Here is a 23941-nt window from a genome sequence, read left to right as displayed (position 1 = left end):
GGGGTGGCGGCGCGGCGGCGGCCCTTGGCGGCGGCGTTCACCACTCGACCTCCATCATCGCGGTGTTCAAGCCGGAGCCGACTCCCATCAGGAGCACGCGCTCACCCCGTTTCACGTCGTCCTGGATGCTGGCCAGGGTCATCGGGACCGCCTCGGCGGCCACGTTCCCCCAGTCGGGGAAGGTCACCGGGATGCGTTCCATGCCCACGCCGGTGATCTTCGAGAAGTTGCGGGTGTAGACCATCGACACCTGATGCGGGATCACGTGGTGGATGCTCTTGAAGTCGAGGCCGTCCTCGTTCGCGCCCTTCCAGGTGTCCAGGATCAGCTGGATCCCGTTCTCCAGCAGCCCGGCGGAGTCGGTGCGCATGTCCTGCATGTCCGCGACGCACAGCTCGTGATGCTCCGTTCCGGCACGGGACTGGGTGTGCTTCAGGCGGTGACCCTCGGGATGCTTGTCCGTCGGGCCGATGACCGCGGCGGCCGCCCCGGACCCCAGGGTCAGGGAGGCGAACTGGTTGTTGAAGTCGGCCCGGGTCGAGTTCTTCGCGTTGAGGCGGTCGATGGTCCCGCGCTGGACCTGCTCGACGTCCTCGGCACCCACGATCAGGGCGTACTGGATCTGGCCCGCATCGATCATGCCCGCCGCCATCGTCATCGCGTTGACGAAGCCCAGGCAGGCGTTGGTGATGTCGAAGTTCATGCAGCTGGAGGGCATGCCGAGCGAATGATGGATGCCGGTGGACACCGCCGGCTCGAGGTGCTGACGGGAGACGGAGGCGTTGATCAGCAGACCGACCTGGTCGCGCATGATCCCGGCCTTGGCCATCGCCCGCTCGGCGGCGAGCACCACGCCCTGCTTCCATCCGTTCTGGGGATCGCGCCACCAGCGGCGCTCGTAGACGCCGGCGACCCTCTGCAGCACTCCCTTGGGCAGCCGCAGTCGCTTGCGGGCCGGGGAGAGCATCTCATCGATCTCGTCAGAGGTGACCGTGACCTGCGGGAGGGTCATCTCGACCGAGAGCAAGGAGGCATTCCGGTGGACGAATCCTGTGTTCCCGTTCCCGTTCGCCATCTGCGTGCGCTACCTCGTTCATCGTGGACGTTTCGTGGTGGCATGACCGCTGGCCGAGGCCGTCGCGGGCTGCCTGGCTCCGAAGGTTCTCTCGAGTTCGGGGTCCGGCACATGCGGTCGCCATTGTCCCACCGGCACCTGAGGGCTGCCTGCTCGGGTGGCGGATCCCACGTCGGTCCAGCGCTCACCCAGGAACCAGCATCTCATGGGGCGGGGCGGTCGGCGTCTGCCGGCCCCTGGTCCCGCGACTCCGGGGATCCCGACGTCTGATCAGGGCCCGGTGCGTCGGAGACGGTGCCGCCGGCTCCGTCATCCACGTCGTCCACGTCGTCCACGGGACCCCCGGCGTCCCCGGCGTCCACGCGACCGCTGTCCAGGTCCGCACCCAGGTCGTCGTCGTCGAGGTGATGCCCCAGGTGGTGGCGGGCGAACAGGAGGCACTGACGCAGGGTCTGCTCACGGGTCTCGGCGCTCCCGCTCGTGCTCACCTCGAGCAGCACCGATCCCTGCCATCCGCGATTGGACAGCCGCCGCAGCACCTCCGCGCAGGGCTGGTTGCCCTCCCCCGGCGGCAGGTGCTCGTCCTTGGTGGTGCGGCCCGAGCCGTCCGCCAGATGCAGGTGGGTGAGCCGGTCCCCGAGCCGGTCGATCATCTCCAGCGCATCGTCGCCCGCGGTGGCCGCATGGGAGAGGTCGACGGTGACATGGGAGTAGTCCTCATCGGTGGGGTCGTGGTCGGGCAGGTAGTTGAGCAGCTCGCGCACGCCCAGCCGCCAGGGGTACATGTTCTCGACCGCGATCGCGACGCCGTACTTCTCCTCGAGCGCCGCCACCCCGTCGACGAAGCCGCGCGCATAGCTCCCCTGCCAGCGGAACGGCGGATGCGCGACGACGGTGGGAACACCGAGCTCCTGCGCGATCTGCACCGTCCGCTCGACCTTCACCCAGGCGTCGCGGCCCCACAGCCCCTGCAGGAAGAACAGCGTCGGCGCGTGTAGGGAGAGGATCGGCTGGTCGTACCGCTCGGAGTACTCGCGCAGGATCTCCGGGTCCTGGCTGTCCTTGGGATAGGACACCATCACCTCGATGCCGTCATACCCGATCAGATCCGCCAGCCGGAACGCCTCCTCGACCCCGGCGGGGAACACCGACGAGGTCGACAGACCCACCGGGATCCTCCGCTGAGGATGCTGCTCGCTGCGCGGGTCCCCGGCCGACAGGCGCCTGGAGAGCGTCTCCCGGCTGGTGCGCTGAGCACGGTTCGGGCGGGTCAGCGGCTTGCGCGCACCGCTGCGCGGCGCACTCGTCGACTGACGGTCACGGCGTGGCGTCACGGCATCTCCTCGGCATCGGATGGGCGGTGCCAGTATGCAACAGGGGCACCCTAGACTCTCGATCATGCGCGTCCGAGAACTCACCGTCGATGACAACGTGGCCTACCGATCCCTCAGCGCCGGAGCCTTCGGCGGCGGGTTCGAGGCGGTCGAGAGCAGACCGTTCTCCGCCGGGGAGACCGCCATCGGCATCGGCTCCGAGCAGCTGCCCGGCGGTGCCCCGGGTGTGGTCGCGGCCGGCGCCCGCATCCGCCATGACCGCATCACGCTCGGCGGCGGGGTCGTGGACTGCGGCGGGATCAGCGGGCTCGCGGTGCACCCCGCGCACCGCGGTGACGGCCTGTTCCGGGAACTGATCACCGCGACCATCGCGCGCTGCGCCCAGGAGCAGCTGCCGATGTCGATGCTGTATCCCTCGCACCCCGCGATCTATCGCCGCGCCGGGTACCAGGTGGTCGCCTCGGTGCAGCGGCTGCTCGTCCCGATCGTGGATCTGCAGCATCTGCCGAAGATGCCGGACCGTCGTCTGGTGCCCGTGACCGGGGCCTCGATGCCGCGCCTGCACGGCCTCTACCGCGAGCTGACCGCCGAGGACAACGGGATGCTCACGAGGGAGGGGCCGCTGTTCCCGGCCGGCCTGCCCTCCGGAGGATGGTCCGCGCTGCTGCTGGAGGATCATGACGGGATCGCGCACGGCTACGTGTCCTGGACCCGCACCGCTGGCGAGAACGGTGGAGCCGGCCTCGAGGTGCACGAGATCCTGGGTCGCACCCGCGAGGATCGCCTCGCCCTGCTGCGGTCGCTGGGCTCCTGGTCGACGGTGACCGAGAGCGTCGTGCTGCGGGTGCGCACCGAGGATCCCGTGCTCGATGTGCTTCCCGGGTCCGGCGCCCGGCCTGTCGACGGCCTGCCGCTGGTGATGATGCGGGTGATCGACACCGCTGCGGCTTTCGAGGCACGTCGTGCTCCGGCCGGGCTCGCCGGCGCGGTGCGCCTCGTCGTCGAGGACGACACCGTGCCCGAGGGCACCTGCCGGTCTGCGGGGTCGTGGCTGCTCTCGGCGGCCGACGGGAGGGTCGCCGCATCCCCCGATGAGGGGAGCGCTCCCGAGGACGGGAGCATCCCGGGTGACACGGGCGTCCCCGATGCGGCGAGCTCGCCGGGCGGGGAAGCCGCCGAGGTGCTCGGGACCGCCCGGTGGGACATCCACGCCGCCGGTCTGCTGCTGATGGGCGGGCGGACGCTGGCCGATGCGCGTCGTCTCGGGCTCTCCGCGATCGCCGACCCCGCCGCGGAGCAGTTCCTGGATGCGCTGCTGGCCGGCCCTCGACCGAGCGTGCTGGACGCCTTCTGAGGCGCGCTCTGCCGCACGGAGCGCACGAGGCCGTCCGCTCCGTCGGCATCTGCTGCGTCCGCGGCATCCGCAGCGTCTGCGGCGTCTGCGGCACCGGCGTTCGGCGCAGCCGCGGCTTCCGCAGCTTCCGTCTCCAGACACTCAGCATCGCCGCCGCAGGCCCCGTACCCTGGGGCGGCCGTCCCACCCGGCCCCAGCCCACCGACCTCGGAGTTCCCTCGCATGGCCAAGCTGCATTTCAAGTACGGAGCGATGAACTCCGGGAAGTCCGACACGCTCATCAAGACCGCGTACAACTATGACGAGCGGGGCCTGGCCACCCTCACCGTGAAGCCCGCCCTGGACACCAAGGGCGAGAGCTGGGTCGTCGCGCGGGGCGGTGCCCGGCGCCGGGTGGACGTGCTCGCCCACCCCGGGGAGGACCTCAGCGTTCGGATCCCCGCGATGGCCGACCAGCGAGACCTGCGCCCGCTGCACTGTGTGCTGGTCGACGAGGCGCAGTTCCTCGAGCCGCTCCAGATCGACCATCTCTTCACGATCGCCAAGCGCGACGGCATCTCGGTGATCTGCTACGGGCTGCGCACCGACTTCCGCACCGAGATGTTCCCCGGGGCACGGCGCCTGTTCGAGCTGGCGGACAACGTCGAGAAGCTGCCGACGATGTGCCGCTGCGGCTCGCAGGCCGAGTTCAACCGACGCGTCGTGGACGGTCGCCATGTGTTCGAGGGCGCTCAGGTCGCGATCGACGAGGTGGGGGATGTCAGCTATGTGTCGCTGTGCGGCCCCTGCTTCATGCAGGAGCAGGAGCACGCCGGGGTGAGCCTGCTCGGTTGAGGTGATCGTGCCGGGATCTTCCGTCGGCCGGCCCCGGCGCCTCAAGGCGCCCGGTGCGGATTACTCGACGAGCCGCGCCACCTGAACGGGCACCGCGCTCCCCGAGGGGAGGCACGGTGCCCGCTACGTCATGGGGTCCACGCGGTGGCGTTCACGCGCCGCGCGGCCCGCGGCTCTCAGGAGCTGAGGGGATGATCCTCGCCGACCGCGGCGTCGCCGCCGGTGCTCGCGGTGTCCTCGGACTTCCCGGCGAGGGCCGAGGCGTCCTCGTCGAGCTCGTCCTGGTCGCCGCTGAGACGGTCCTTGGCGTTCGAGGCCGCTCCGGCCACCGCGCCCTGCGCGGCGGAGGCGACCTCAGGGGCCTTCTCCTTCACGGTCGACGCCGTGTCACGAGCGGTCTGGCTCGCCTTCTCCTTCGCCTCGGAGGCGCGTCGCTGCACCTCGGGGTCATCGGCCACCTGCCGTGCGGTGCGCTCGAGCGACTCGTACGGCCCACGGCCTGCGCGAGAGCCGACCACGAAGCCGATCGCGAGTCCGGTCAGGAAAATGAGCTTCTTCATCACTGCCTCCAGGGAACGTCGGTGTCGTGGACGGCATCGTGTCACAGCCGCATCACGATCACCGGTTCTGCCTTACCGAGCGGTCCACCTCGCGGCACTGGCCGCAGGGTCGGCGCCCTCTCGCCTCGGTCGATCCTCCGTCGTCGGCGACCTCGGACCGTCCTCGGGTCCGACGCCGGACGAACCCCGGTTCGTGGGCTCCGCGGCGTCCCGCAGGCTCTACGATCAGGGAAGGGCGAAGAAGCCCGCACCGCCGTCACCGCCGTCCTGCACGGCGACCGAGGAGAAGACCTACGTTGTCCCCGTCGCAGTTCCCGCTCGATGAGCGCATGACCACCACGTTGTCCCTCGAGGACGTCTCCGCACAGGTGCACGCCTGGGTCGACGCGGCCGCGACCCGGCCCGTGCCGGGACCGGCGAAGATGCTGTCGGACCTGCTGCAGGATCCTCAGGGTCTGGACTTCACGCTGGGCTTCGTCGACCGGGTGGTCCGCCCCGAGGACCCGCACGCCGCCGCTGTCGAGCTGCGTCGCCTCGCGCAGGACCCGCCCGCCTTCCTCCCCCGCGCGCTGCGCCGCGTCGTCGCCCTCGGCGGCATGACCTCGCGGGTCGCCCCGTCCCTCGTGGTCCCGACTGCCCAGGCCGCGATGCGCAGGATGGTCTCCCACCTGATCCTCGATGCCCGCAGCGCACCGCTGACCGCGTCGATCAGCCGACTGACCGCGGACGGGACGACGCTGAACATCAATCTGCTGGGCGAAGCCGTGCTGGGTGCGCAGGAGGCGAGCCGTCGGCTCCAGGGAGTGCGGGAGATCGTGGCCCGCGACGATGTCGACTATGCCTCGATCAAGGTGTCCTCGATCGTGGACCATCTCCCGCTCTGGGCCGCTGCCCAGACCGTCGACCACATCGTGGAGACCCTGCTCCCGCTGTACCTGGACTCCGCCCGCTCGGACCGACCCACCTTCTTGAACATGGACATGGAGGAGTACCAGGATCTCGAGCTGACGCTGCAGGTCTTCGAGAAGCTCCTGGACCGTCCCGAGCTCGAGCAGCTCCACGCCGGCATCGTGCTGCAGGCCTACCTGCCCGACGCCCCTTCCGCGATGGCCCGGGTGCGCCGCTTCGCAGAACGACGCGTCGCCGCGGGCGGAGCGCCGGTGAAGGTGCGTCTGGTCAAGGGCGCGAACCTCGCCATGGAGCAGGTCGAGGCCTCTGTGCACGGCTGGACCCAGGCGCCGCTGATGAGCAAGGAGGAGACGGACGCGCAGTACAAGCGGATCCTGCTCGACGCCCTGCATCCCGAGCAGCTCGAGGCCGTGCACATGGGCGTGGCCGGCCACAACCTCTTCGATGTCGCCTTCGCGCACCTGCTGATGGGCGAGCGCGGAATCTCCGCGGGCGAGGGCAGCGGGGTCGAGTTCGAGATGCTCGCCGGCATGGCTCCCGGTCAGCAGGCCGTGGTGCGCGAGGCGACGGGCACGATGCGGCTGTACGTCCCGGTCGTCCATCCGCGTCACTTCGACGTCGCGGTCTCCTATCTCGTGCGCCGGCTCGAGGAGAACGCCTCCTCCGAGAACTTCCTCTCCGCAGCTTTCGAGCTCGAGACCGCCCCGGACCTTTTCGAGCGCGAGGAGCAGCGCTTCGCTCGCGCCCTGGACCGTGCCCTGCGCGAGAGCTCCGTGCCCACTCATCGCGATCAGGACCGGTCGACGGAGTCCCGCGGCGGCATGATCCCGCTGGGCAGCCCGGCCCTGCCCGCCGTGCCCGGCGCCTTCCGCAACACCCCGGACACCGACCTGTCCACCCCGGCGAACCAGGCCTGGGCCGAGCAGGTCACCCACCGGATCCGCGGCTCCGTGCTCGGCGAGGAGGAGATCCGCGCGGCCCGGGTCGACAGCGTCGAGGGCGTGGACGAGCTCATCACCGCCGCCCTGGACGCGCAGCCCGGCTGGGCCGGGCTCGGCGTGGAGAAGCGGGCACTGGTGCTGCGCCGGGTCGCCGGCACGCTCGCCGCGCACCGCGCCGAGATCCTCGAGGTGATGGCCTCGGAGACCGGCAAGACCCTCGAGCAGGGGGACCCCGAGGTCAGCGAGGCGATCGATTTCGCGCTGTACTACGCCGAGCAGGCCGAGCGCCTCGCATCGCTCGACGAGGTCTCCTTCACCCCACGGGCGCTCACTCTCGTCACCCCGCCCTGGAACTTCCCCGTCGCGATCCCCACCGGCGGCGCGCTGGCCGCGCTGGTCACCGGCAGCTCGGTGATCATGAAGCCCGCCCCGCAGGCTCGCCGCTGCGGCGCCTACATCGGCGGCCTCCTGCGGCAGGCCGGGGTGCCCGAGGGGGTCTTCACCCTGGTGGACGTGCCCGAGAACGAGGTGGGTCGGGCGCTCATCTCGGATCCGCGCGTGGACCAGCTGATCCTCACCGGCGCCTCGGACACCGCGGCCTTGTTCGCGTCCTGGAGGCCCGAGCTGCGGATCCTCGCGGAGACCAGCGGCAAGAACTCGATCATCGTCACCCCGCACGCGGATCTCGATCTCGCCGCCCGCGATGTCGCCGCCAGCGCCTTCGGCCATGCCGGCCAGAAGTGCTCGGCAGCCTCCCTCGTGATCACCGTCGGATCCGTCTCCCACTCGAGGCGGTTCTCCGCACAGCTCGCCGACGCCGTCCTCAGTCTCCATGTCGGCGAGCCGACAGATCCCACCGTCCAGATGGGTCCGGTGATCGAGCAGCCCGGCGAGAAGCTCACCGCGGGCCTCACGGAGCTCGGCGACGGGGAGTCCTGGCTGGCACGGCCGCATCAGCTCGACGAGGAGGGGCGTGTCTACTCCCCCGGCGTGCGCACCGGGGTCGCGGAGGGTTCCGCCTTCCACCTCACGGAGTACTTCGGCCCGGTGCTGGGCATGATGCACGCCGGCAGCCTCGAGGAGGCGATACGGATCCAGAACGGCACCGACTTCGGGCTCACTGCGGGCCTGCATTCCCTGGACCCGGAGGAGATCGCCTGCTGGACCGAGGGCGCCGAGGCGGGCAACCTCTACGTGAACCGCGGCATCACCGGTGCGATCGTGCAGCGCCAGCCCTTCGGCGGCTGGAAGCGCTCCGCGATCGGCCAGACCGCCAAGGCAGGCGGCCCGAACTACCTGGTGCATCTCATGGATGCCTCCGATCCCGAGGCCGAGGCCGTCGACCGCACCGCGGGCGCGGACGCGACGCAGGAGTGGCTGGCCGCCGCCCGGCACTCCGATCGCGAGCACTGGTCCTCGACCTTCGCGCCCCGCGACGTGCAGGACCTCCAGGGCGAGGTCAACGTGCTGCGGCACCTCCCGCTGCCGGTTCTGGTGCGTGCCGCTGCGGACGCCACCGCCGCCGAGCTGACCCGGGTGCTGCATGCGGCGGCCACGGTGGGTGCCGAGGTGGAGGTGTCCCTCGCCGACGCCGAGCTCATGGAGGCCGCGACCGCGAGCGGGTTCGAGGCGGGTGACGTGCAGATCGAGGACGCCGAGGAGTTCTCGAGCCGTGTTCCCCAGGTCGAGCAGGCCCGCATCCGTCTGATCGGTACGGCCGACGACGCCCTGCGACGCGCGATCGCGGACCGGATCGAGGTCGCCCTGTTCACCGGCGCTGTCGTGAGGAGCGGACGCGTGGAGCAGCTGGCCTTCCTGCATGAGCAGGCGATCAGCGCCACCGACCATCGCTACGGGAACCCGCTGCCCCACCCGATGGACCTCACCGGTGGACAGGGCTGGCTGCGCGGCACCGCCTGAGCGCTCGCCTCGGTCCGACGTCGTACTCTGCTCGGGTCCGCCCCCAGATCACGCTCGAAGGAGCCTCATGCACGACGGAGACTCGACGACCCGGCGGCGCGGCACCCCGCGCAGTCGCCGCCCCCGCTCCTCCGACTCCACCGGCTCCTCGGGGATCGCGGCCCCGTCGGGTGCGGGGTCAGGCGAGGCGACCCCCGAGGGTCCGCCCTCGACCGCACGTCGGCCCCGCGATCCGTTCCTCGACAACGCCCGCGGCATCCTCATCACCCTCGTGGTCGTCGCGCACACCATCGAGTGCTTCTTCCAGAGCTCCCAGGTCTTCCCCGACACCGTGTACACGTGGATCTATTCGTTCCACATGGGAGCGTTCGTCCTGATCTCGGGCTATCTCTCGCGCTCCTACCGCAACGAGCCGCGCCAGGTGCGCCGTCTGCTCACGGCGATGGTCGTGCCGTACCTGATCTTCCAGGTGATCCATGAGCTCGCCAAGATGCTGCTGCAGGGCCACGAGTTCCACCTCCAGCTCTTCCTGCCGGCATGGACCCTGTGGTTCCTCCTCGCGCTGCTGCTGTGGCGCCTGGCCACCCCGGTGCTGCGCCAGCTGCGCTACCCGCTGGTGTTCGCCGTCGCGATCGCGGTGATCTCTCCCCTGGATGCCGATCTGGACTCGACCTTCACCCTGGGCCGCCTGGTGGGGATGCTCCCGTTCTTCGTGCTCGGGCTCGTGACCACGCCGCAGGCCCTCGAACGGCTGAAGGCCTTCCGCCATCGCTGGGTGGGCGGCGTCGTGCTGCTGGCGGCGCTGGCGTGCGCCTTCCTCCTGCGCGAGGACTTCCGCACCTCGATCTTCTTCCTGCGCTCGGCCTACGGCGAGGACTCCGGCATCCTGATGAGCATGGCCCTGCGTGTGGCCGTGCTGGTCGTGGGCGTGATCGCCTCGGTCGCGCTGCTGCTCGTCTCGCCCCGCGGCCGCTCCCCGCTGACGGCCCTGGGCGAGCGCTCGCTGACCATCTATCTGCTGCATCCCCTTTTCCTGATGCCGTTCCGCTACGCCGATGAGGTGCCGGACGTGACGTCGACCTGGTGGGGAACGCTCGGCCTGATCGCCGCGGCCGTCGTGCTCACCGCTGTCCTGGGGAGCAGCATCGTCGGGAAGCTGACCCGCTGGCTGACCGATCCGCCGATCGGGAACCTCCTGGTCAAGCCGGAGGAGCCCAAGGCCTCCCGCCCGGTCGGGGCCTGAGCTCAGCGGAATGCCGTGCGCGGCCCGCCGACTGGGACTACCGTGAGGGCGGCCGACTCCCGAGTGCACATCGAGGTGCCCCCGTCATGACCGCTCCGCACAGTCCGTCCCGCCGCGGCGTCCTCGCCGCCACTGCCCTGGGAGGTGGCGGGCTGGCCGCATCGCCCGCCGTCGCCGCCCCCGGTGAGAGGACCGAACCCTCCATGACCGAGAACCAGCCCTCCCGCCCGCTCCCTGCCGACGAGGCGACCTCCCACGCCCTCGCCGCAGCGAAGGCGCTGCTGGAGAGCTTCCGGGCCGAGACCGATCCGGACATGCTCATCGAGCGCGTGCCGCGCCAGGAAGAGGACCCGGAGTTCACCTACGTCTGGCCGCTCTCCCAGGCGCGCGCCGCCGTGACCGAGCTGATCGCAGCGGTCAGCGGTTCCCGGGGCGAGCACGACTCAGGGGAGCTCGATCTGTCCGCCGCCGACGCCGCACTGATCCGGGCGCAGGAGCACTACTGGTACCCGCAGGGCGGCACCACCGGCCTGCCCGGCTACACCGCCGCCACCGACTCGGCACAGGGCGCCAACGGCGACTTCTTCTACGACGACAACGACTGGATCGCGCTGCTGGAGATCGAGCAGCACCTCCTCACCGGCGCCGACGCCGGCGATCTCGAGCGCGCCGGCACGCTGCTCCAGCTGTTCCGCTCCGGGGAGTCCACCGATCCGTCGCTCCCCTGCCCCGGCGGCATCTTCTGGACGCAGGGGGACTGGAACACCTGCCGCAACACCGTCTCCACCTTCCCCTCCGCCAAGGTCGCCCTGCGGCTGCACCAGATCACCGGCGAGGACCAGGCCCTCGAGGACGCCCTGCGCTGGATGGACTGGGGCCGCGACACCCTGCTCGATCCGGAGAAGGGCCTGTTCTGGGACAACATCGATCTCGACGGCACTGTCGACAAGACGTTCTGGACCTACAACCAGGGCGTGCCGCTGGGTTGCGAGGCACTCGCCTTCGAGATCACCGGCGATCCCGTCCACCGCGAGCGCGCCGCCGCCCTGGCCGACGCGGTCATCGCGCACTACTCGCCGTTCGTCGAGGACTCGGCGTTCGATGACCAGCCGATCCAGTTCAACGCGATCCTGCTGTCGAACCTGCTGATGGCGGAATCGATCCTGGGCGGGCACATCCCGGGCCGGAAGATCACGCAGTCCTACGCACAGCGTCTGTGGGAGAACCGACGGGATCCCGAGACCGATCTCATCAACGGATCCCGCGAGACCGACGAGGGAACCCACCTGCTCGACCAGGCCGGATTCGCCCGCACCCTCGCTCTGGCCGCCATGCCGCGAGCCCAGTGGACGCACCTGAGCTGACCGATCCGGCGAGCTCCCCGAACACTCCGTGATGTCCGGGTTCCCCGGGCTCCCGGGCTCCCCGGGAGGTCTCGCCCGCACAGAGCGCCGCCTCCCGCCCGACGCGTACAACGCCGAGCGGGAGGCAGCAGGCTGCGGGCGACGGGCTGCAGGCCACGGGCAGCGGGTTCAGCCCGCCCCACGACAGGTCAGCAGGTCAGGACGTGGCGGTCCCGACGCGGGCGCCCTCGGGCACCTCCCCGCCTTCTTCGCCGAGCACCGCATCGCCGACGACGGTGACGTCGGCGCCGAAGGTCCAGTCGCCCTGCACATCGAGGGTCGCGGCCTCGCGCAGGGACGGCACGCCGTGGGAGAACCGGGGCTCGAAGTCCTGGATGAGCTTGTAGGAGTTCGGGGCGAGCGATACGGCCGGCAGCGTGTCGACCTGCTGCACGAGCGCTCCCCGTCCATCGAGCGTGTAGGCGTCCGAGCGCACCAGCAGCAGGTCGCTCGTGGCCTTCACCGGGAGGAAGCGGTCGCGGCCCACGACGATCGCGGTGGCGCCGTCGAAGACCTCGATCGCCGCGCCCATCGCGGACTCGATCTGGTACACGGGCGTGCTGGCCTTGTCGGCCGGATCCACCGTCTTCTCGTTGCGGATCAGGGGCAGGCCCATGATGCCCTCGCGCTCCTTGAGCACCGCGTCGATCTGCTCGAGGTCGAACCACAGGTTGTTGGTGTGGAAGAACGGATGACGGTGCTCGTCGGTGAAGTAGTCCATCTCCTCGGCCGGGGTCTGCGCGGTGTCACGCAGGATGAGTCGGCCGTCGGACTTCCGCACGGCGAGGTGACCGCCCTTGCGATCCGCCGGGGTGCGGCGGCAGAGCTCCGCGGCGTACGGGGCGCCGGTGCTCGCGAACCACGAGGCGATCACCGGGTTCGGGACCGTGCCGAGGTTGTCCGAGTTGGAGACCGAGGCGTACTTGAAGCCGGCGTCCAGCAGCTGCCGGAGCAGACCGGAGGTCTGCAGCGCGGTGTAGATGTCGCCGTGGCCGGGCGGGCACCACTCCAGCGCCGGATCCTCGTCCCAGGTCACGGGGGTGAGGTCGTCCTGGCGGAGCTTGGGCTCCTTGTTCTGCAGGAAGTCCAGCGGCAGGTCGCCGACGGGCAGGTCCTCGTACTTCGAGAGCACCTCGAGGGTGTCCTCGCGGGTGCGGAAGGAGTTCATGAAGATCAGCGGCAGGCGCGACCCGGTGCCCCGACGGGCCGCGAGGACCTGTTCGACGATGATGTCCAGGAAGCTCTTGCCCTCACGCACCGGCAGCAGGGACTTCGCCTGGTCCAGCCCCATCGAGGTCCCCAGGCCGCCGTTGAGGTTGATGATCGCCAGCTGGTCGAAGACCTGCTTGGCGTGACCGGGATCGATCGAGACGTCCTCGAGCTTCGGCGGGTCGAGGTAGGGCTCGATGGTGTCCTCCGGGATGGACCCGGTGACGCCGTCCTCGAGCTGCCCGTAGTAGTGGGAGAAGACGTCGATCGCGGTCTGGGCCACCCCGTCATCGGCCATCTTCTGCTGCGCTGCGGCAAGTCCTTCAATGCTCATGCCACCAGGGTATCGGGACGGGCGCGTGCTCTGCTGCGTCCGTCCCGATCACCCGGCGAAGCTCAGCCGCCCAGCTCGAGCCGCGGCCAGTGTGCGAGCGCGCGCAGCACGGACCGATCGTGGGTGGCGAGCACCACGGCAGACGGCGTCCTCTCGAGCGCGTCGAGCAGGTCGTCGACGCCGCTGATCCCCAGGTGGTTGGTGGGTTCGTCGAGCAGGACGATGTCAGGCCGAGCGGTGAACACAGCGGCCAGCGCCCGCCGTCGCCGCTCCCCCGGGCTGCCCCGATGGGGTGACCTCGCCCGGTCGTCCTCCTGCTCGAGCAGTCCGATGCGCGCATCGCTCAGGCGCCGCACCGATCCGCTCATAGGGGCCAGGTCCCCGGCCAGGACGCGCAGGAGCGTCGTCTTGCCGGCGCCGTTCGGCCCCACCACCAGCAGGCGGTCGCCGCCCTCGAGGCGCAGGGAGGTCGCGGGCAGACGCGGCGGCAGCCCTGCTCCCCGCTCGATCTCCACCTCCTCGACGCGCAGCAGAGGTGCCCCCGCCCGGGTGTCGGAGGCGGGGAGCCGGAGCCGCGGAGGCGGCGTCGGCACATCGAGCCGATGTTCCTGAAGACGATCGATCCGATCGTTCAGCGCCCGCACCGCGCCCGGGGCACGGCTCTGCCGCTGATGCTTGCCGGTGCCCTTGTCGGGTCGCCATCCCGTGGAGAGACGGGAACGTGCTGCGTCGGCCTGGGACCGCAGCCGCTCGTGCTCCTCCTGCTGCGCGCGGTGCGCGTCCTCCCATGCGGCCCGATGACGGCGTCTGGCCTCCTGCCATTGCTCCAGGCCGCCGCTGACCAGCAGCGGTTCGCCGTCGCTGGTGGGGTCCAGATCCAGGAATGCGGTGGCGATCTCGGCGAGCAGAGCCCTGTCGTGGGAGATGATCGCGGCCGCCCCCGGATGCTCGCGCATCGCCTGGGTCAGGTGGTCGAGCGCCCGGGCGTCGAGATGGTTCGTCGGCTCGTCGAGCAGGAGCAGATCGGCCCGGGCGGCGATCACCCCGGCCAGGCGCACCCGGTAGCGCTGGCCCACGGACATCGTGTCGAGCCGGCGCCCCCGGTCGGTGATCGCGCCGACCTCCTCGAGAGCGACCTCGAGGCGGCGGGGCGCATCCCAGGCATCGATCGCGGTCGCCGCGGCGAGGGCGTCGTCGTAGCGCTGCGCCGCGGCGGCGCCGGTGTCCTCGCCGAGCGCTGCGGCGGCCTCGTCGAGGACGTGCAGCACGCCGAGCGGGTGCGCCAGGAGGACGTCGAGCAGCGCGCCGACGGTGCGCGGGCCCGAGTCGTCCACGGCCAGCTCCTGAGGCACGATGCCGAGGCTGCCGTGTCGTTCGATCGTCCCGGCATCGGGGTCGAGGTCGCCGCCGAGCGCCGCGAGGAGAGTGGTCTTGCCGCGTCCGTTCTCGCCGACCACGGCGAGGCGGTCGCCCGGAGCGAGGGTGAGATCCACCCCGCGCAGCAGCACGCGGCCGCCGCGGGCGAGGTGGAGGCCCCGGGCGCGCAGGTGCGCGGTGCCGGTGGTGGTGCGGACAGAGATGTGCGAAGTCATGTCGTGCCTTCCGGTGGGAGGTCACCGGGCATGGCGGGGCGCCGCCCGGTCGGGTTCCGGACGACGGCGCGAGAAAGGGTGCTGTGGCGCCGCCGTCAGCGGCGGGCGCGGGGGCGCGGCGCGATGGTCGCGAAGCACAGGCAGGAGAACGACATGCCGCCGACCGTAGAGCACCCGCGGCGTGGCGTCACGCGAATACTCCAGTGCCACCATCGCGCCGCATCGTCTGCTCAGCGCCGCTCCCGCTCCTCGGCGCCGCCCTCCGTACGATGGCGCGATGAGCACCTCCCTGACTCAGCTGCGCGGTCTCGTGCACGATCACGACCTCCGAGCGGTGGTGTCGGACCTCGACGGGGTGCTGCGGCGCTTCGACCCGTCCCTGTGGGGCGAGCTCGATGCGGTCGCCGAGGTCCCCGACGGCACGGTCTACGAGGCGGTGCTCGGTCACCCTTTCCTCGACGAGGTGGTGCGAGGCCGCGGCACTCACCGCCAATGGCGCGAGCAGGCTGCGTCCGCGCTGGTGGCGGCAGGCAGCACCCCGGAGGGCGCCGACGCCGTGATCCGCGGTTGGCTGTCCTCCCCCGCCCGGATCGATCGAGAGGTCCTGGACGAGCTGGAGTCACTGCGCGGCGCGGGGATCCCGGTGTTCATCCTGACCAACGGCACCGACCGGGTGCCTGAGGAGCTCGACGACCTGGGGATCACGCCCTTCCTCGGTCCGGGCCGACGCTTCCTGCTGAACACGGCGGATCTCGGCGCAGCCAAACCGGACCGCGAGGCCTATGCCCTCGCGCATGCGCGGATCGAGCACGAGCTGGGCGAGGACCTGCGCGCCGAGCAGGTCGCGTTCCTCGACGACTCCCCGCGGCACGTGCGCGGTGCCGCTGCCTACGGGTGGCATGCGGTGCTCCACCACACCGAGTGAGAACGCGAAACCCGGTCCCGTCGGAGAACACGCCCGCTCTCCCCTAGAATCGACTCCCATGAGCACAGTCCTGTCCGCGGTCGCCTGGCCGTACGCCAATGGTCCCCGCCATATCGGTCATGTCGCCGGTTTCGGCGTCCCCTCCGACGTCTTCTCCCGGTACATGCGCATGGCCGGCCACGACGTGCTCATGGTCTCCGGCACCGACGAGCACGGCACCCCGATCCTGGTGGAGGCCGACTCCGAGGGCATCACCGCCCGAGAGCTCGCCGACCGCAACAACCGCCTCATCGTCGAGGACCTCGTCGCGCTCGGACTCTCCTACGATCTCTTCACCCGCACCACGACCCGCAACCACTACCAGGTGGTGCAGGACATGTTCGTCTCCGTGCGGGACAACGGCTACATGGTGGAGCAGACGACCTCCGGCGCGATCTCGCCGTCGACCGGTCGTACCCTGCCGGACCGTTACATCGAGGGCACCTGTCCGATCTGCGGCGCCGGCGGCGCCCGCGGCGATCAGTGCGACAACTGCGGCAACCAGCTGGACCCCACGGATCTCCTCGATCCCATCTCCCGCATCAACGGTGAGACTCCGCAGTTCGTCGAGACGTCCCACTGGTTCCTGGACCTCCCGGCCCTGGCGGGCGAGCTGGGCCGCTGGCTCGACGAGCGGGAGGCCACCGGACTGTGGCGCCCCAACGTCATCCGCTTCAGCCAGAACATCCTCGACGACATCAAGCCGCGCGCGATGACCCGCGACATCGACTGGGGCATCCCGGTGCCGGGCTGGGAGGACCAGCCCAACAAGCGCCTGTACGTCTGGTTCGACGCGGTGATCGGCTATCTCTCCGCCTCCATCGAGTGGGCGCGGCGCAGTGGCGACCCGGACGCGTGGCGCGCATGGTGGAACGACCCGGACGCCCTCGCCTACTACTTCATGGGCAAGGACAACATCGTCTTCCACTCCCAGATCTGGCCGGCGGAGATGATCGCCCAGAACGGCAAGGGCGACAAGGGCGGCGAGCCCGGGAAGTTCGGCGAGCTGCACCTGCCCACCGAAGTGGTCTCCAGCGAGTTCCTCACCATGGAGGGCAAGAAGTTCTCCTCCTCCAAGAAGGTCGTCATCTACGTGCGGGACATGCTGGAGCGCTACCAGCCCGACGCGCTGCGCTACTACATCTCGGCCGCCGGCCCGGAGACCCAGGACGCCGACTTCACCTGGAGCGATTTCATCTCGCGCACCAACAACGAGCTGGTGGCCGGCTGGGGAAACCTCGTCAACCGCACCGCCGCCATGATCGCCAAGAACGTCGGCGAGATCCCGGAGGCCGGCGAGCTCGAGCCGGTCGACGAGAAGCTCTTGAGCGCCATCCGCGACGGCTTCGGCGTGGTCGGATCCCTGATCGAGGCGCACCGCCAGCGCGCGGCGATCGCCGAGGTCATGCACCTGGTGGGCGAGGCGAACCGATACGTCTCCGAGACCGAGCCCTTCAAGCTGAAGGCCGAGGAGCAGCGTCCGCGGCTGCTGACCGTGCTGCATGTGCTCGCGCAGGCCGTCACCGACCTCAACACGATGATGGCGCCCTTCCTCCCCGAGTCCTCGAACGCCGTGGAGAAGGCTCTCGGCGGCGACCTGATGATTGCCCCGATGCCGCGCATCGACGAGGTCGAGGATCTCGACGGCGGCCCCGGCTACCCGGTCATCACCGGTGACTACACGGGAGTCCCTGCCTGGGAGCACCGTCCGGTCCCGGTGGGCCAGACCGTCGTCAAGCCCACCCCGATCTTCGTGAAGCTCGACCCCGAGGTCGCCGAGCAGGAGCTCGAGCGGCTGGAGGCCGAGGCGGAAGCTGCTGCCGCAGCGGCCGACGCCGACGCCGTGGCCGACGACTGAGGCGGACTTCGCTCCGACGGCTCCTGACGTGCCTGCTCCGGCACGATGCGCGCCGCGTTGCCCGCGCCCCGCTCTCCGCGCCCGGCATCCTTCAGGATACGACCGGGCGGTCGGGACGACCGGACGGTCGCGCCACCGGGTGCGGCAGCATTCCGGGATCCTCCGCGTGCGGGACGGCTGTGCGGCCTCGAGGCGTAGCGACGGCGTAGCCTGCTCGTCGAGGCCGACGCTGCTGGTCGAGAGGGATCTTGCCGGGGAGACGAGCGCGGCGCGTGAATGCTCGGACGCGTCGGCCCCGATGAGATCCACTGTTGGGGTGACTGCGCGGTAATGCCCGCCTGGCGGACCAGGTATAGCGTGGCAGGAGTTCCCGTCCCTCAACGAAGGCGAGCTTCCCATGTCCTCGTCCGCGACGCCCGCCGACGCCTCGGCCCACCAGATCCAACGTCTGAACCCGAAAGTCCTGGTCATCAGCATCGCTGCTGCTATCGGCGGGTTCCTGTTCGGCTTCGACACCTCCGTCATCAACGGCGCCGTCAACGCACTGTCGGACGAGTTCGCCCTCGGCGCCGGGCTGACCGGCTTCGCCGTCTCCTCCGCGCTGATCGGCTGCGCCGTCGGCGCCTGGTTCGCCGGCGCCCTGTCCAACCGCTACGGCCGCATCCCGGTCATGGTGATCGCCGCCATCCTGTTCTTCGCCTCCGCGATCGGCTCCGGCCTGGCCTTCGGCGTGTGGGACCTCATCATCTGGCGCGTGGTGGGCGGGCTCGGCGTGGGCGCCGCGAGCGTCATCGCCCCGGCCTACATCGCCGAGGTCGCCCCGGCGAAGTTCCGCGGTCGCCTGGGCTCGCTCCAGCAGCTCGCGATCGTGCTGGGGATCTTCACCGCGCTGCTGTCCAACGCTCTGCTGGCCAACACCGCCGGCGGCGCCGCTGAATCCCTGTGGTTCGGCGTGGACGCCTGGCGCTGGATGTTCATGATCGAGGCGGTGCCCGCCGCCGTCTACGGGATCATGGCCCTGTTCCTGCCGGAGTCGCCCCGCTATCTGATCGGCAAGGGAGACCTCGACAAGGCGTCGCGCGTGCTCTACGACTTCACCGGTGAGGTTGACGTCAACCTGAAGATCCAACAGATCCGCCGCACTCTCGAGCGCGAGGACAAGGGGAGCCTGCGGGACCTGCTGGGCGGCCGATTCGGGCTGAAGCCGATCGTGTGGATCGGCGTGCTGCTGTCCCTGTTCCAGCAGCTCGTCGGCATCAACGTCATCTTCTACTACTCGACCACGCTGTGGCAGTCCGTCGGCTTCGACGAGTCCCAGGCGCTGCTCACCAGCACGATCACCTCGGTGATGAACATCGTCGCGACGATCATCGCGATCCTGCTGGTGGACAAGGTCGGTCGCCGGCTGATGCTGCTGGTCGGCTCGGCCGGAATGACCGTCTCCCTGGGTCTGATGGCGCTCGCGTTCTCCTTCGGCGAGATCGCCCCGGGCGCCGATTCCATCACCCTCCCGGATCCGTGGTCCACCGTCGCGCTGGTCGCCGCGAACGCCTTCGTGATGTTCTTCGGAACCACCTGGGGTCCGCTGGTCTGGGTGCTGCTGGGAGAGATGTTCCCCAACCGGATCCGTGCCTCGGCGCTCGCGGTCGCGGCCGCCGCGCAGTGGGCCGCGAACTGGGCGGTCTCCGCAACCTTCCCCGCGCTGTCCAACATCGGTCTGAGCTTCGCGTACGGACTGTACGCGGCCTTCGCACTGATCAGTCTGCTGTTCGTCTTCCTCTGGGTCCCCGAGACGAAGAACCGCGAGCTCGAAGACATGGACGACCTGCAGCTGGGTCATCGCAAGAAGGACGCCGAGAAGACGGCACCGAGCACGGACGGCGCCTGACACCTCTCCAGCTCTTGAACTCTTGAGCTCTTGAGCTCACGCGAGCTTCATGCAGACGTCCGCCCCGGAACCATGATCCGGGGCGGACGTCTGCATGATGCGGCCCGTCAGCTCTGCGGCCCGTCGGCTCTGCGGTGCGGTCGATCAGCTTTGCCGCCGATCGGCTCTGCGGCCCGTCGGCTCTGTGGTGCGGCCGGTCGGTTCTTCTGCGGAGGCAGCGACGGACGGCAGGGTCCGCTGCGGATGGCCCTGCCGCAGCGGGAGGGCCGGGCTCTCAGGGCCCGGCCCTCCCGACGGCGTCAGCCCTCCAGCAGGCTGCGCGCCGCCGACGCGATGTGCGCAGCATCGATCCCGGCCCAGTCGAGCAGCTCGGCGCTGGTTCCCGAACCGGGCACTCCGTCGACCGCGAGATGCGCCAGGTGCAGGTCCGTGATCGGCGCGGAGGCGAGGCCCGCGAGCACGGCGGCCCCGAGTCCGCCCTCGGCATGATGGTCCTCGGCGACGACGACTCGACCGCCGGTGGCCTCGACGGCCGCGCTGATGCCCTCGACATCGATCGGCTTGATCGAGTAGGCGTCGATCACGCGTGCGCGGGTGCCCTGCTCGGCCAGCGTGGCCGCCGCGGAGAGCGCCTCGTGGAGCGTGACGCCGGCACCGATCAGGGTGACGTCGTCGTTCTCGGACGAGACCAGGGTCTTGGAGCCGCCGAGCGGGAACTCCTCCCCGGCCTCGTAGAGCCCCGGGTACTCACCGCGGGTGGTGCGCATGTAGCTCACACCGGACGTCTCGGCCATCTGCTGCACGAGGGCTGCGGTCGAGGTGCCGTCCGCCGGGTAGAGCACGGTGGAGCCCTGCGTGGCGGCGAACAGGGCGAGATCCTCCAGGCCCATCTGCGAGGGACCGTCGGCCCCGATCTCGACGCCCGCATGGGAGCCGACCATCCGCAGGTCGACGCGGGAGACGGGCGCCATGCGAATGAAGTCCGCTGCGCGGGTCAGGAAGGCCGCGAACGACGAGGCGAAGGCGATGTGGCCGCGAGTGGAGAGCCCGGTGGCGGCGGCGACCATCTGCTGCTCCGCGATGAACATCTCGAAGAAGCGCTCCGGATGCCCGTCGACGAAGGTGCCGGTCCCGGTGGAGTTGGAGACCTCGCCGTCCAGCGCCACCACGCGCGGATCGGCGTCGCCGAGGGCGGCGAGCGCGGCACCGTAGGCCTTGCGGGTGGCGACCCCCTCGCCCTTCTCGAAGGTCGGCATGGACGCGGTGCCCACCGTCGGCTCGGGGCGATCGATCTGGGGAGCGGCCGGCCCGCGGACCAGCAGGTTGCTCTCGCCCCCGAGCTCGGCGATGGCCTTCTCCGCCTTGTCCTGCGGCAGCGGCTTGCCGTGCCAGCCGTCGGCGTCCTCGACCTCGGAGAAGCCCTTGCCCTTCACGGTCTTCGCGAGGATCACCAGGGGCTTGTCCAGGTCGCCGTCGGCCTCGGCCAGCGCGTGATCGATCTGTGCGATGTCGTGCCCGTCGATGACGACGGCACGTGCGCCGAACGCCTCGACGCGGCGCTGGTAGGACTCCAGGTCCCAGCCGAGGTCGGTCGGGCCGCGCTGGCCCAACCGGTTCACGTCGACGATCGTGACCAGGTTCGTCAGCCCGTAGTGGGAGGCCTTGTCCAGTGCCTCCCACATCGAGCCCTCGGCCATCTCGCTGTCGCCGCAGAGCACCCACACCCGGTACGGGGCCTTCTCGAGGTACTTGCCCGACAGTGCGATGCCCACGGCGTCGGGCAGACCCTGGCCGAGGGAGCCGGTGGCGACATCCACCCACGGCAGCACCGGGGTGGGGTGACCCTCGAGGCGCTCGTCGAATCGGCGGTAGCCGTTCATCAGCTCCTGGTCGGAGACGACGCCGGCGGCCTTGTACACGGCGTACAGCAGCGGCGAGGCGTGTCCCTTGGAGAAGACCAGATGGTCGTTGCCGGGGGCTTCCGGGGAGTCCCAGTCGTAGCGCAGGTGACGGCTCATCAACGTGGCCAGGAGGTCCGCTGCGGACATGCTGGAGGTGGGGTGGCCGGATCCGGCGCTCGTGGACGAGCGGATCGAGTCGACCCGGAGCTGCGCGGCGAGCCCGGGGATCTGGGAGAGGTCGAAACCCTCGTGCTGGGTGGTGGACATGGACTGCTCCTTCCGTGGGCCCTCGTGCGCGCTGCTGGGCGCGCCGGGGCACCGTGGTATGTCGTCCTGTACACCTCCACACTAGGAGGCTCCGGGGTCGGCGTACATGCCACGGACGACCAAGCGGTCCGATTGCTCTCGGGCGCGCGCCGCGTGCGAGCGGGAGCTGCCGGGGCCGGCGGGGCGCGGTTCCTCGTCGCCGGGTGCTACTCCTCGGAGCCGCTCAGCCCGCCGAGGTCGACCACGCGGAGGGTGACGGCGTGAGCGGTGCCCGCCGCCTCGCCGCCGTGGCGAAGGATCTCCGGGATGAACTCCTCCGGCGCGGGGTGGCCGGTGACGTGCTCGAGGTAGGCCTCATGGGCCTTGAGGGACTCCACCGCCGCCTGCACCTGGTCCGCGTCCACCTGCTTGGCGTGGGTGGGGTCGGGATGCCCGGCGATGAGCATCGCGCGGGCGCTCCAGGGCTCGAGCCCCTCCTGCTCGAGCAGTTCACGGAACACCCACGGGTTCGCGGCATCGCGGGCGGCGTCCACGGCGCTGAGCCCTGCGGCCCGATGATCGGCCTGGTTGTAGGAGCCGTAGGCCTCCAGGTCGAAGTTCGCGGTGAGGACCAGGTGCGGCCGCACCCGGCGCATGACGCGCGCGATGTCCCGTCGCAGGGGCAGGCCCGCCTCGAGCATGCCGTCGGGGTGGTCGAGGTAGAGCAGGTCCCTGACGCCGACGAGGTCGCAGGCGCGGCGCTGCTCGAGGGCACGCAGCGGACCGACCACCTCCGGGGCCTCGGCCATGCCCGCCTCGCCGCGGGTGAGCAGCAGATAGGTGACCTCGACCCCCGCCTGGGTCCACGCCCGCACCGCGGCGGAGGTCCCGTACTCCATGTCGTCGGGGTGGGCGACCACGCACAGCACCCGCTGGACGCCGTCCTCGGGCAGCGCCGGCAGCGCGGGCAGATCAGAATGCGCAGCCTGATCAGAGGACGTGAGGCTGTCGGACATGACGCTCCTTCGCGAGGGGACCGGGCCTCTCACTCTAGGCGGCGCTGGTGCTGCGGCGGGCGGGGGTGCCCTCGCGCTCGAGGTCGAACGTCCTCAGCAGCGTGTTCACGGCCGCGCGACCGGCGCGATTGGCACCGATGGTGGAGGCGCTGGGTCCATAGCCGAGCAGGTGGATCCGGGGGTCCGCAGCGGCGGCGGTGCCGTCGATCCTGATGCCGCCGAGGTCGCTCCTCAGCCCGAGCGGTCGCAGGTGCCGCAGCTCGTGACGGAATCCGGTGGCCCAGAGGAGCGTGTCGAGCTCGGTGAGCGTGCCGTCGGCCTCCACCACGCCCTGCGGGGTGAGGCGGGTGAACATCGGCCGACGCTCCAGGATGCCGCGCCGCTGGGCCTCGCGCAGTGCGGGGGTCCACACCAGTCCCGTGTTCGAGACGACGGATCCGACGGGCAGCCCTCGGCGCACGCGGTCCTCGACCCCTGCGATCGCGGCCCGCCCGGCCTCTCGATCGAAGGAGCGCTCCGAGAGCTCGACCTCGCGCCGGGTGTACCAGAAGGTCTCAGCGACCTCGGAGAGCTCCTGCAGGAAGCCGAGTGCGCTGATGCCGCCGCCTACGATCCCGACCCGCTGGCCGGCGAAGTCCTCGGCGCGCACGTAGTCGACCGTGTGCAGCTGCCGGCCGCGGAACTCATCGGCTCCGGGCAGTGCGGGCAGGAACGGCCTGGTCCAGGTTCCCGTCGCGTTGAGGATCGCGCGGGTGAGGATCGGGGGCAGGCGCTCACCGTCGGCATCGATCGAGTGCACGAGCAGCGGTGGCAGAGCTCCCGCATCGGCCTCGGCCGGAGCACTCGGAGGGGGCGCGGCATCGGTGTGGGCCCCAGATGCTGCCGACGGCTCGTCCTCGACGAGGGTGACCCGCACCGGCCGTTCGATCTGCAGGTCGAAGCGCTGCTCGAACGCGGCGAAGTAGTCCGGCACGGCCCGCCGGGCGGGTTCCTGGGGTTCCGCCTCCACGGCGGGCATGTCCGGCAGCTCGCGGATGCCGTTGACCGTGGCCATGGTGAGGCTGTCCCAGCGATGCCGCCAGGCCCCGCCCGGCCCGGCCTCGGCGTCGAGCACCACGACCGAGGACACTCCACGTCGCTGCAGGTGGTAGGCGGCGGAGAGGCCGGCCTGGCCGGCGCCGATCACGACGACGTCCGCGGTGCGCAGGGCTCCCTCCATGCTCACTCGAACTCGCGGCCGGGCCAGGATGTTCCGCTGGGCGAGCGGGATCACCCCTGCCGAGCGAGCAGCGCGTCCGGGGAGGCTGTGGCGGTCGGCGCGGCGTCCGGTGCCGCGGAGGCGGCTGCCGACGCGCCACCG

Annotated in this window: 16 protein-coding genes; 8 read left to right on the top strand and 8 right to left on the bottom strand. The window is 70.7% G+C overall.

Translation table 11 applies throughout. The features are described from left to right. Nucleotides 1–37: 37 nt before the first annotated feature. Entirely contained in the window at nucleotides 38–1075 is a 1038-nt protein-coding gene (locus CIK81_RS00080) for a 3-oxoacyl-ACP synthase III (RefSeq protein WP_096166078.1), read from the bottom strand. Between the two features lie 203 nt (nucleotides 1076–1278). After that, the gene (locus CIK81_RS00075) at nucleotides 1279–2409 is read right to left on the bottom strand and encodes a sugar phosphate isomerase/epimerase (RefSeq protein WP_096166077.1); all 1131 of its coding nucleotides are present in this window, start codon (nucleotides 2407–2409) and stop codon (nucleotides 1279–1281) included. 64 nt (nucleotides 2410–2473) lie between these two features. On the opposite strand from CIK81_RS00075, the gene eis reads away from it, so the two are divergent. Continuing rightward, nucleotides 2474–3763, top strand: a complete 1290-nt coding sequence (eis, locus tag CIK81_RS00070; RefSeq protein ID WP_096166076.1) for an enhanced intracellular survival protein Eis — start codon at nucleotides 2474–2476, stop codon at nucleotides 3761–3763. A 222-nt stretch (nucleotides 3764–3985) separates the two neighbouring features. Next, nucleotides 3986–4597, top strand: a complete 612-nt coding sequence (locus CIK81_RS00065; RefSeq protein WP_096166075.1) for a thymidine kinase — start codon at nucleotides 3986–3988, stop codon at nucleotides 4595–4597. Nucleotides 4598–4773: 176 nt separating this feature from the next. Here the strand turns inward: CIK81_RS00065 and CIK81_RS00060 are convergent, their stop codons facing one another. Further along, nucleotides 4774–5157, bottom strand: coding sequence for a hypothetical protein (locus CIK81_RS00060; RefSeq protein ID WP_096166074.1), 384 nt, complete (start codon nucleotides 5155–5157; stop codon nucleotides 4774–4776). A gap of 329 nt (nucleotides 5158–5486) precedes the next feature. On the opposite strand from CIK81_RS00060, the gene CIK81_RS00055 reads away from it, so the two are divergent. The 3 genes from CIK81_RS00055 (at nucleotide 5487) to CIK81_RS00045 (ending at nucleotide 11534) form a co-directional block, all read left to right on the top strand. Continuing rightward, complete coding sequence (locus CIK81_RS00055) at nucleotides 5487–8927, top strand: bifunctional proline dehydrogenase/L-glutamate gamma-semialdehyde dehydrogenase (protein WP_114355320.1); 3441 nt, start codon at nucleotides 5487–5489, stop codon at nucleotides 8925–8927. A gap of 67 nt (nucleotides 8928–8994) precedes the next feature. Continuing rightward, on the top strand, nucleotides 8995–10170 hold the full coding sequence (locus CIK81_RS00050; protein WP_114355257.1) for an acyltransferase family protein: 1176 nt from the start codon (nucleotides 8995–8997) through the stop codon (nucleotides 10168–10170). A gap of 86 nt (nucleotides 10171–10256) precedes the next feature. Then, nucleotides 10257–11534, top strand: coding sequence for a glycoside hydrolase family 76 protein (locus CIK81_RS00045; RefSeq protein ID WP_114355256.1), 1278 nt, complete (start codon nucleotides 10257–10259; stop codon nucleotides 11532–11534). Nucleotides 11535–11730: 196 nt separating this feature from the next. On the opposite strand, the gene CIK81_RS00040 is transcribed toward CIK81_RS00045, so the two are convergent. Then, nucleotides 11731–13116, bottom strand: a complete 1386-nt coding sequence (locus tag CIK81_RS00040) for a UTP--glucose-1-phosphate uridylyltransferase (RefSeq protein WP_096166071.1) — start codon at nucleotides 13114–13116, stop codon at nucleotides 11731–11733. A 62-nt stretch (nucleotides 13117–13178) separates the two neighbouring features. Next, entirely contained in the window at nucleotides 13179–14708 is a 1530-nt protein-coding gene (locus CIK81_RS00035) for an ATP-binding cassette domain-containing protein (protein ID WP_096166070.1), read from the bottom strand. A gap of 277 nt (nucleotides 14709–14985) precedes the next feature. Between CIK81_RS00035 and CIK81_RS00030 the strand changes: the two genes are divergently transcribed. From CIK81_RS00030 to CIK81_RS00020, 3 genes are all read left to right on the top strand, one after another. After that, nucleotides 14986–15633: an HAD family hydrolase gene (locus CIK81_RS00030; RefSeq protein ID WP_096166069.1), complete on the top strand. Its 648-nt coding sequence runs from the start codon at nucleotides 14986–14988 to the stop codon at nucleotides 15631–15633. Nucleotides 15634–15691: 58 nt separating this feature from the next. Continuing rightward, the gene (gene metG, locus CIK81_RS00025) at nucleotides 15692–17530 is read left to right on the top strand and encodes a methionine--tRNA ligase (RefSeq protein WP_096166068.1); all 1839 of its coding nucleotides are present in this window, start codon (nucleotides 15692–15694) and stop codon (nucleotides 17528–17530) included. A gap of 397 nt (nucleotides 17531–17927) precedes the next feature. Further along, a complete protein-coding gene (locus CIK81_RS00020) occupies nucleotides 17928–19418 on the top strand; it encodes a sugar porter family MFS transporter (protein WP_096166067.1) in 1491 nt (496 codons plus the stop codon). Nucleotides 19419–19717: 299 nt separating this feature from the next. Here CIK81_RS00020 and CIK81_RS00015 read toward each other — a convergent pair whose 3' ends face one another. The 3 genes from CIK81_RS00015 to CIK81_RS00005 all read right to left on the bottom strand — a co-directional run bounded on the left by CIK81_RS00015 (nucleotide 19718) and on the right by CIK81_RS00005 (nucleotide 23800). Continuing rightward, entirely contained in the window at nucleotides 19718–21586 is a 1869-nt protein-coding gene (locus tag CIK81_RS00015) for a transketolase (RefSeq protein ID WP_096166066.1), read from the bottom strand. A 206-nt stretch (nucleotides 21587–21792) separates the two neighbouring features. Further along, on the bottom strand, nucleotides 21793–22581 hold the full coding sequence (locus tag CIK81_RS00010; protein WP_096166065.1) for a PIG-L deacetylase family protein: 789 nt from the start codon (nucleotides 22579–22581) through the stop codon (nucleotides 21793–21795). Nucleotides 22582–22615: 34 nt separating this feature from the next. Then, nucleotides 22616–23800 carry an FAD-dependent oxidoreductase gene (locus CIK81_RS00005; RefSeq protein ID WP_114355319.1) on the bottom strand — a complete coding sequence of 395 codons (1185 nt, stop codon included), beginning with the start codon at nucleotides 23798–23800 and terminating at the stop codon, nucleotides 22616–22618. Nucleotides 23801–23941 lie beyond the last annotated feature (141 nt).

The organism is Brachybacterium sp. JB7 (assembly GCF_003335205.1).
Lineage (GTDB): Bacteria > Actinomycetota > Actinomycetes > Actinomycetales > Dermabacteraceae > Brachybacterium > Brachybacterium alimentarium.
This window is presented reverse-complemented; position numbering and strand designations above follow the sequence as displayed.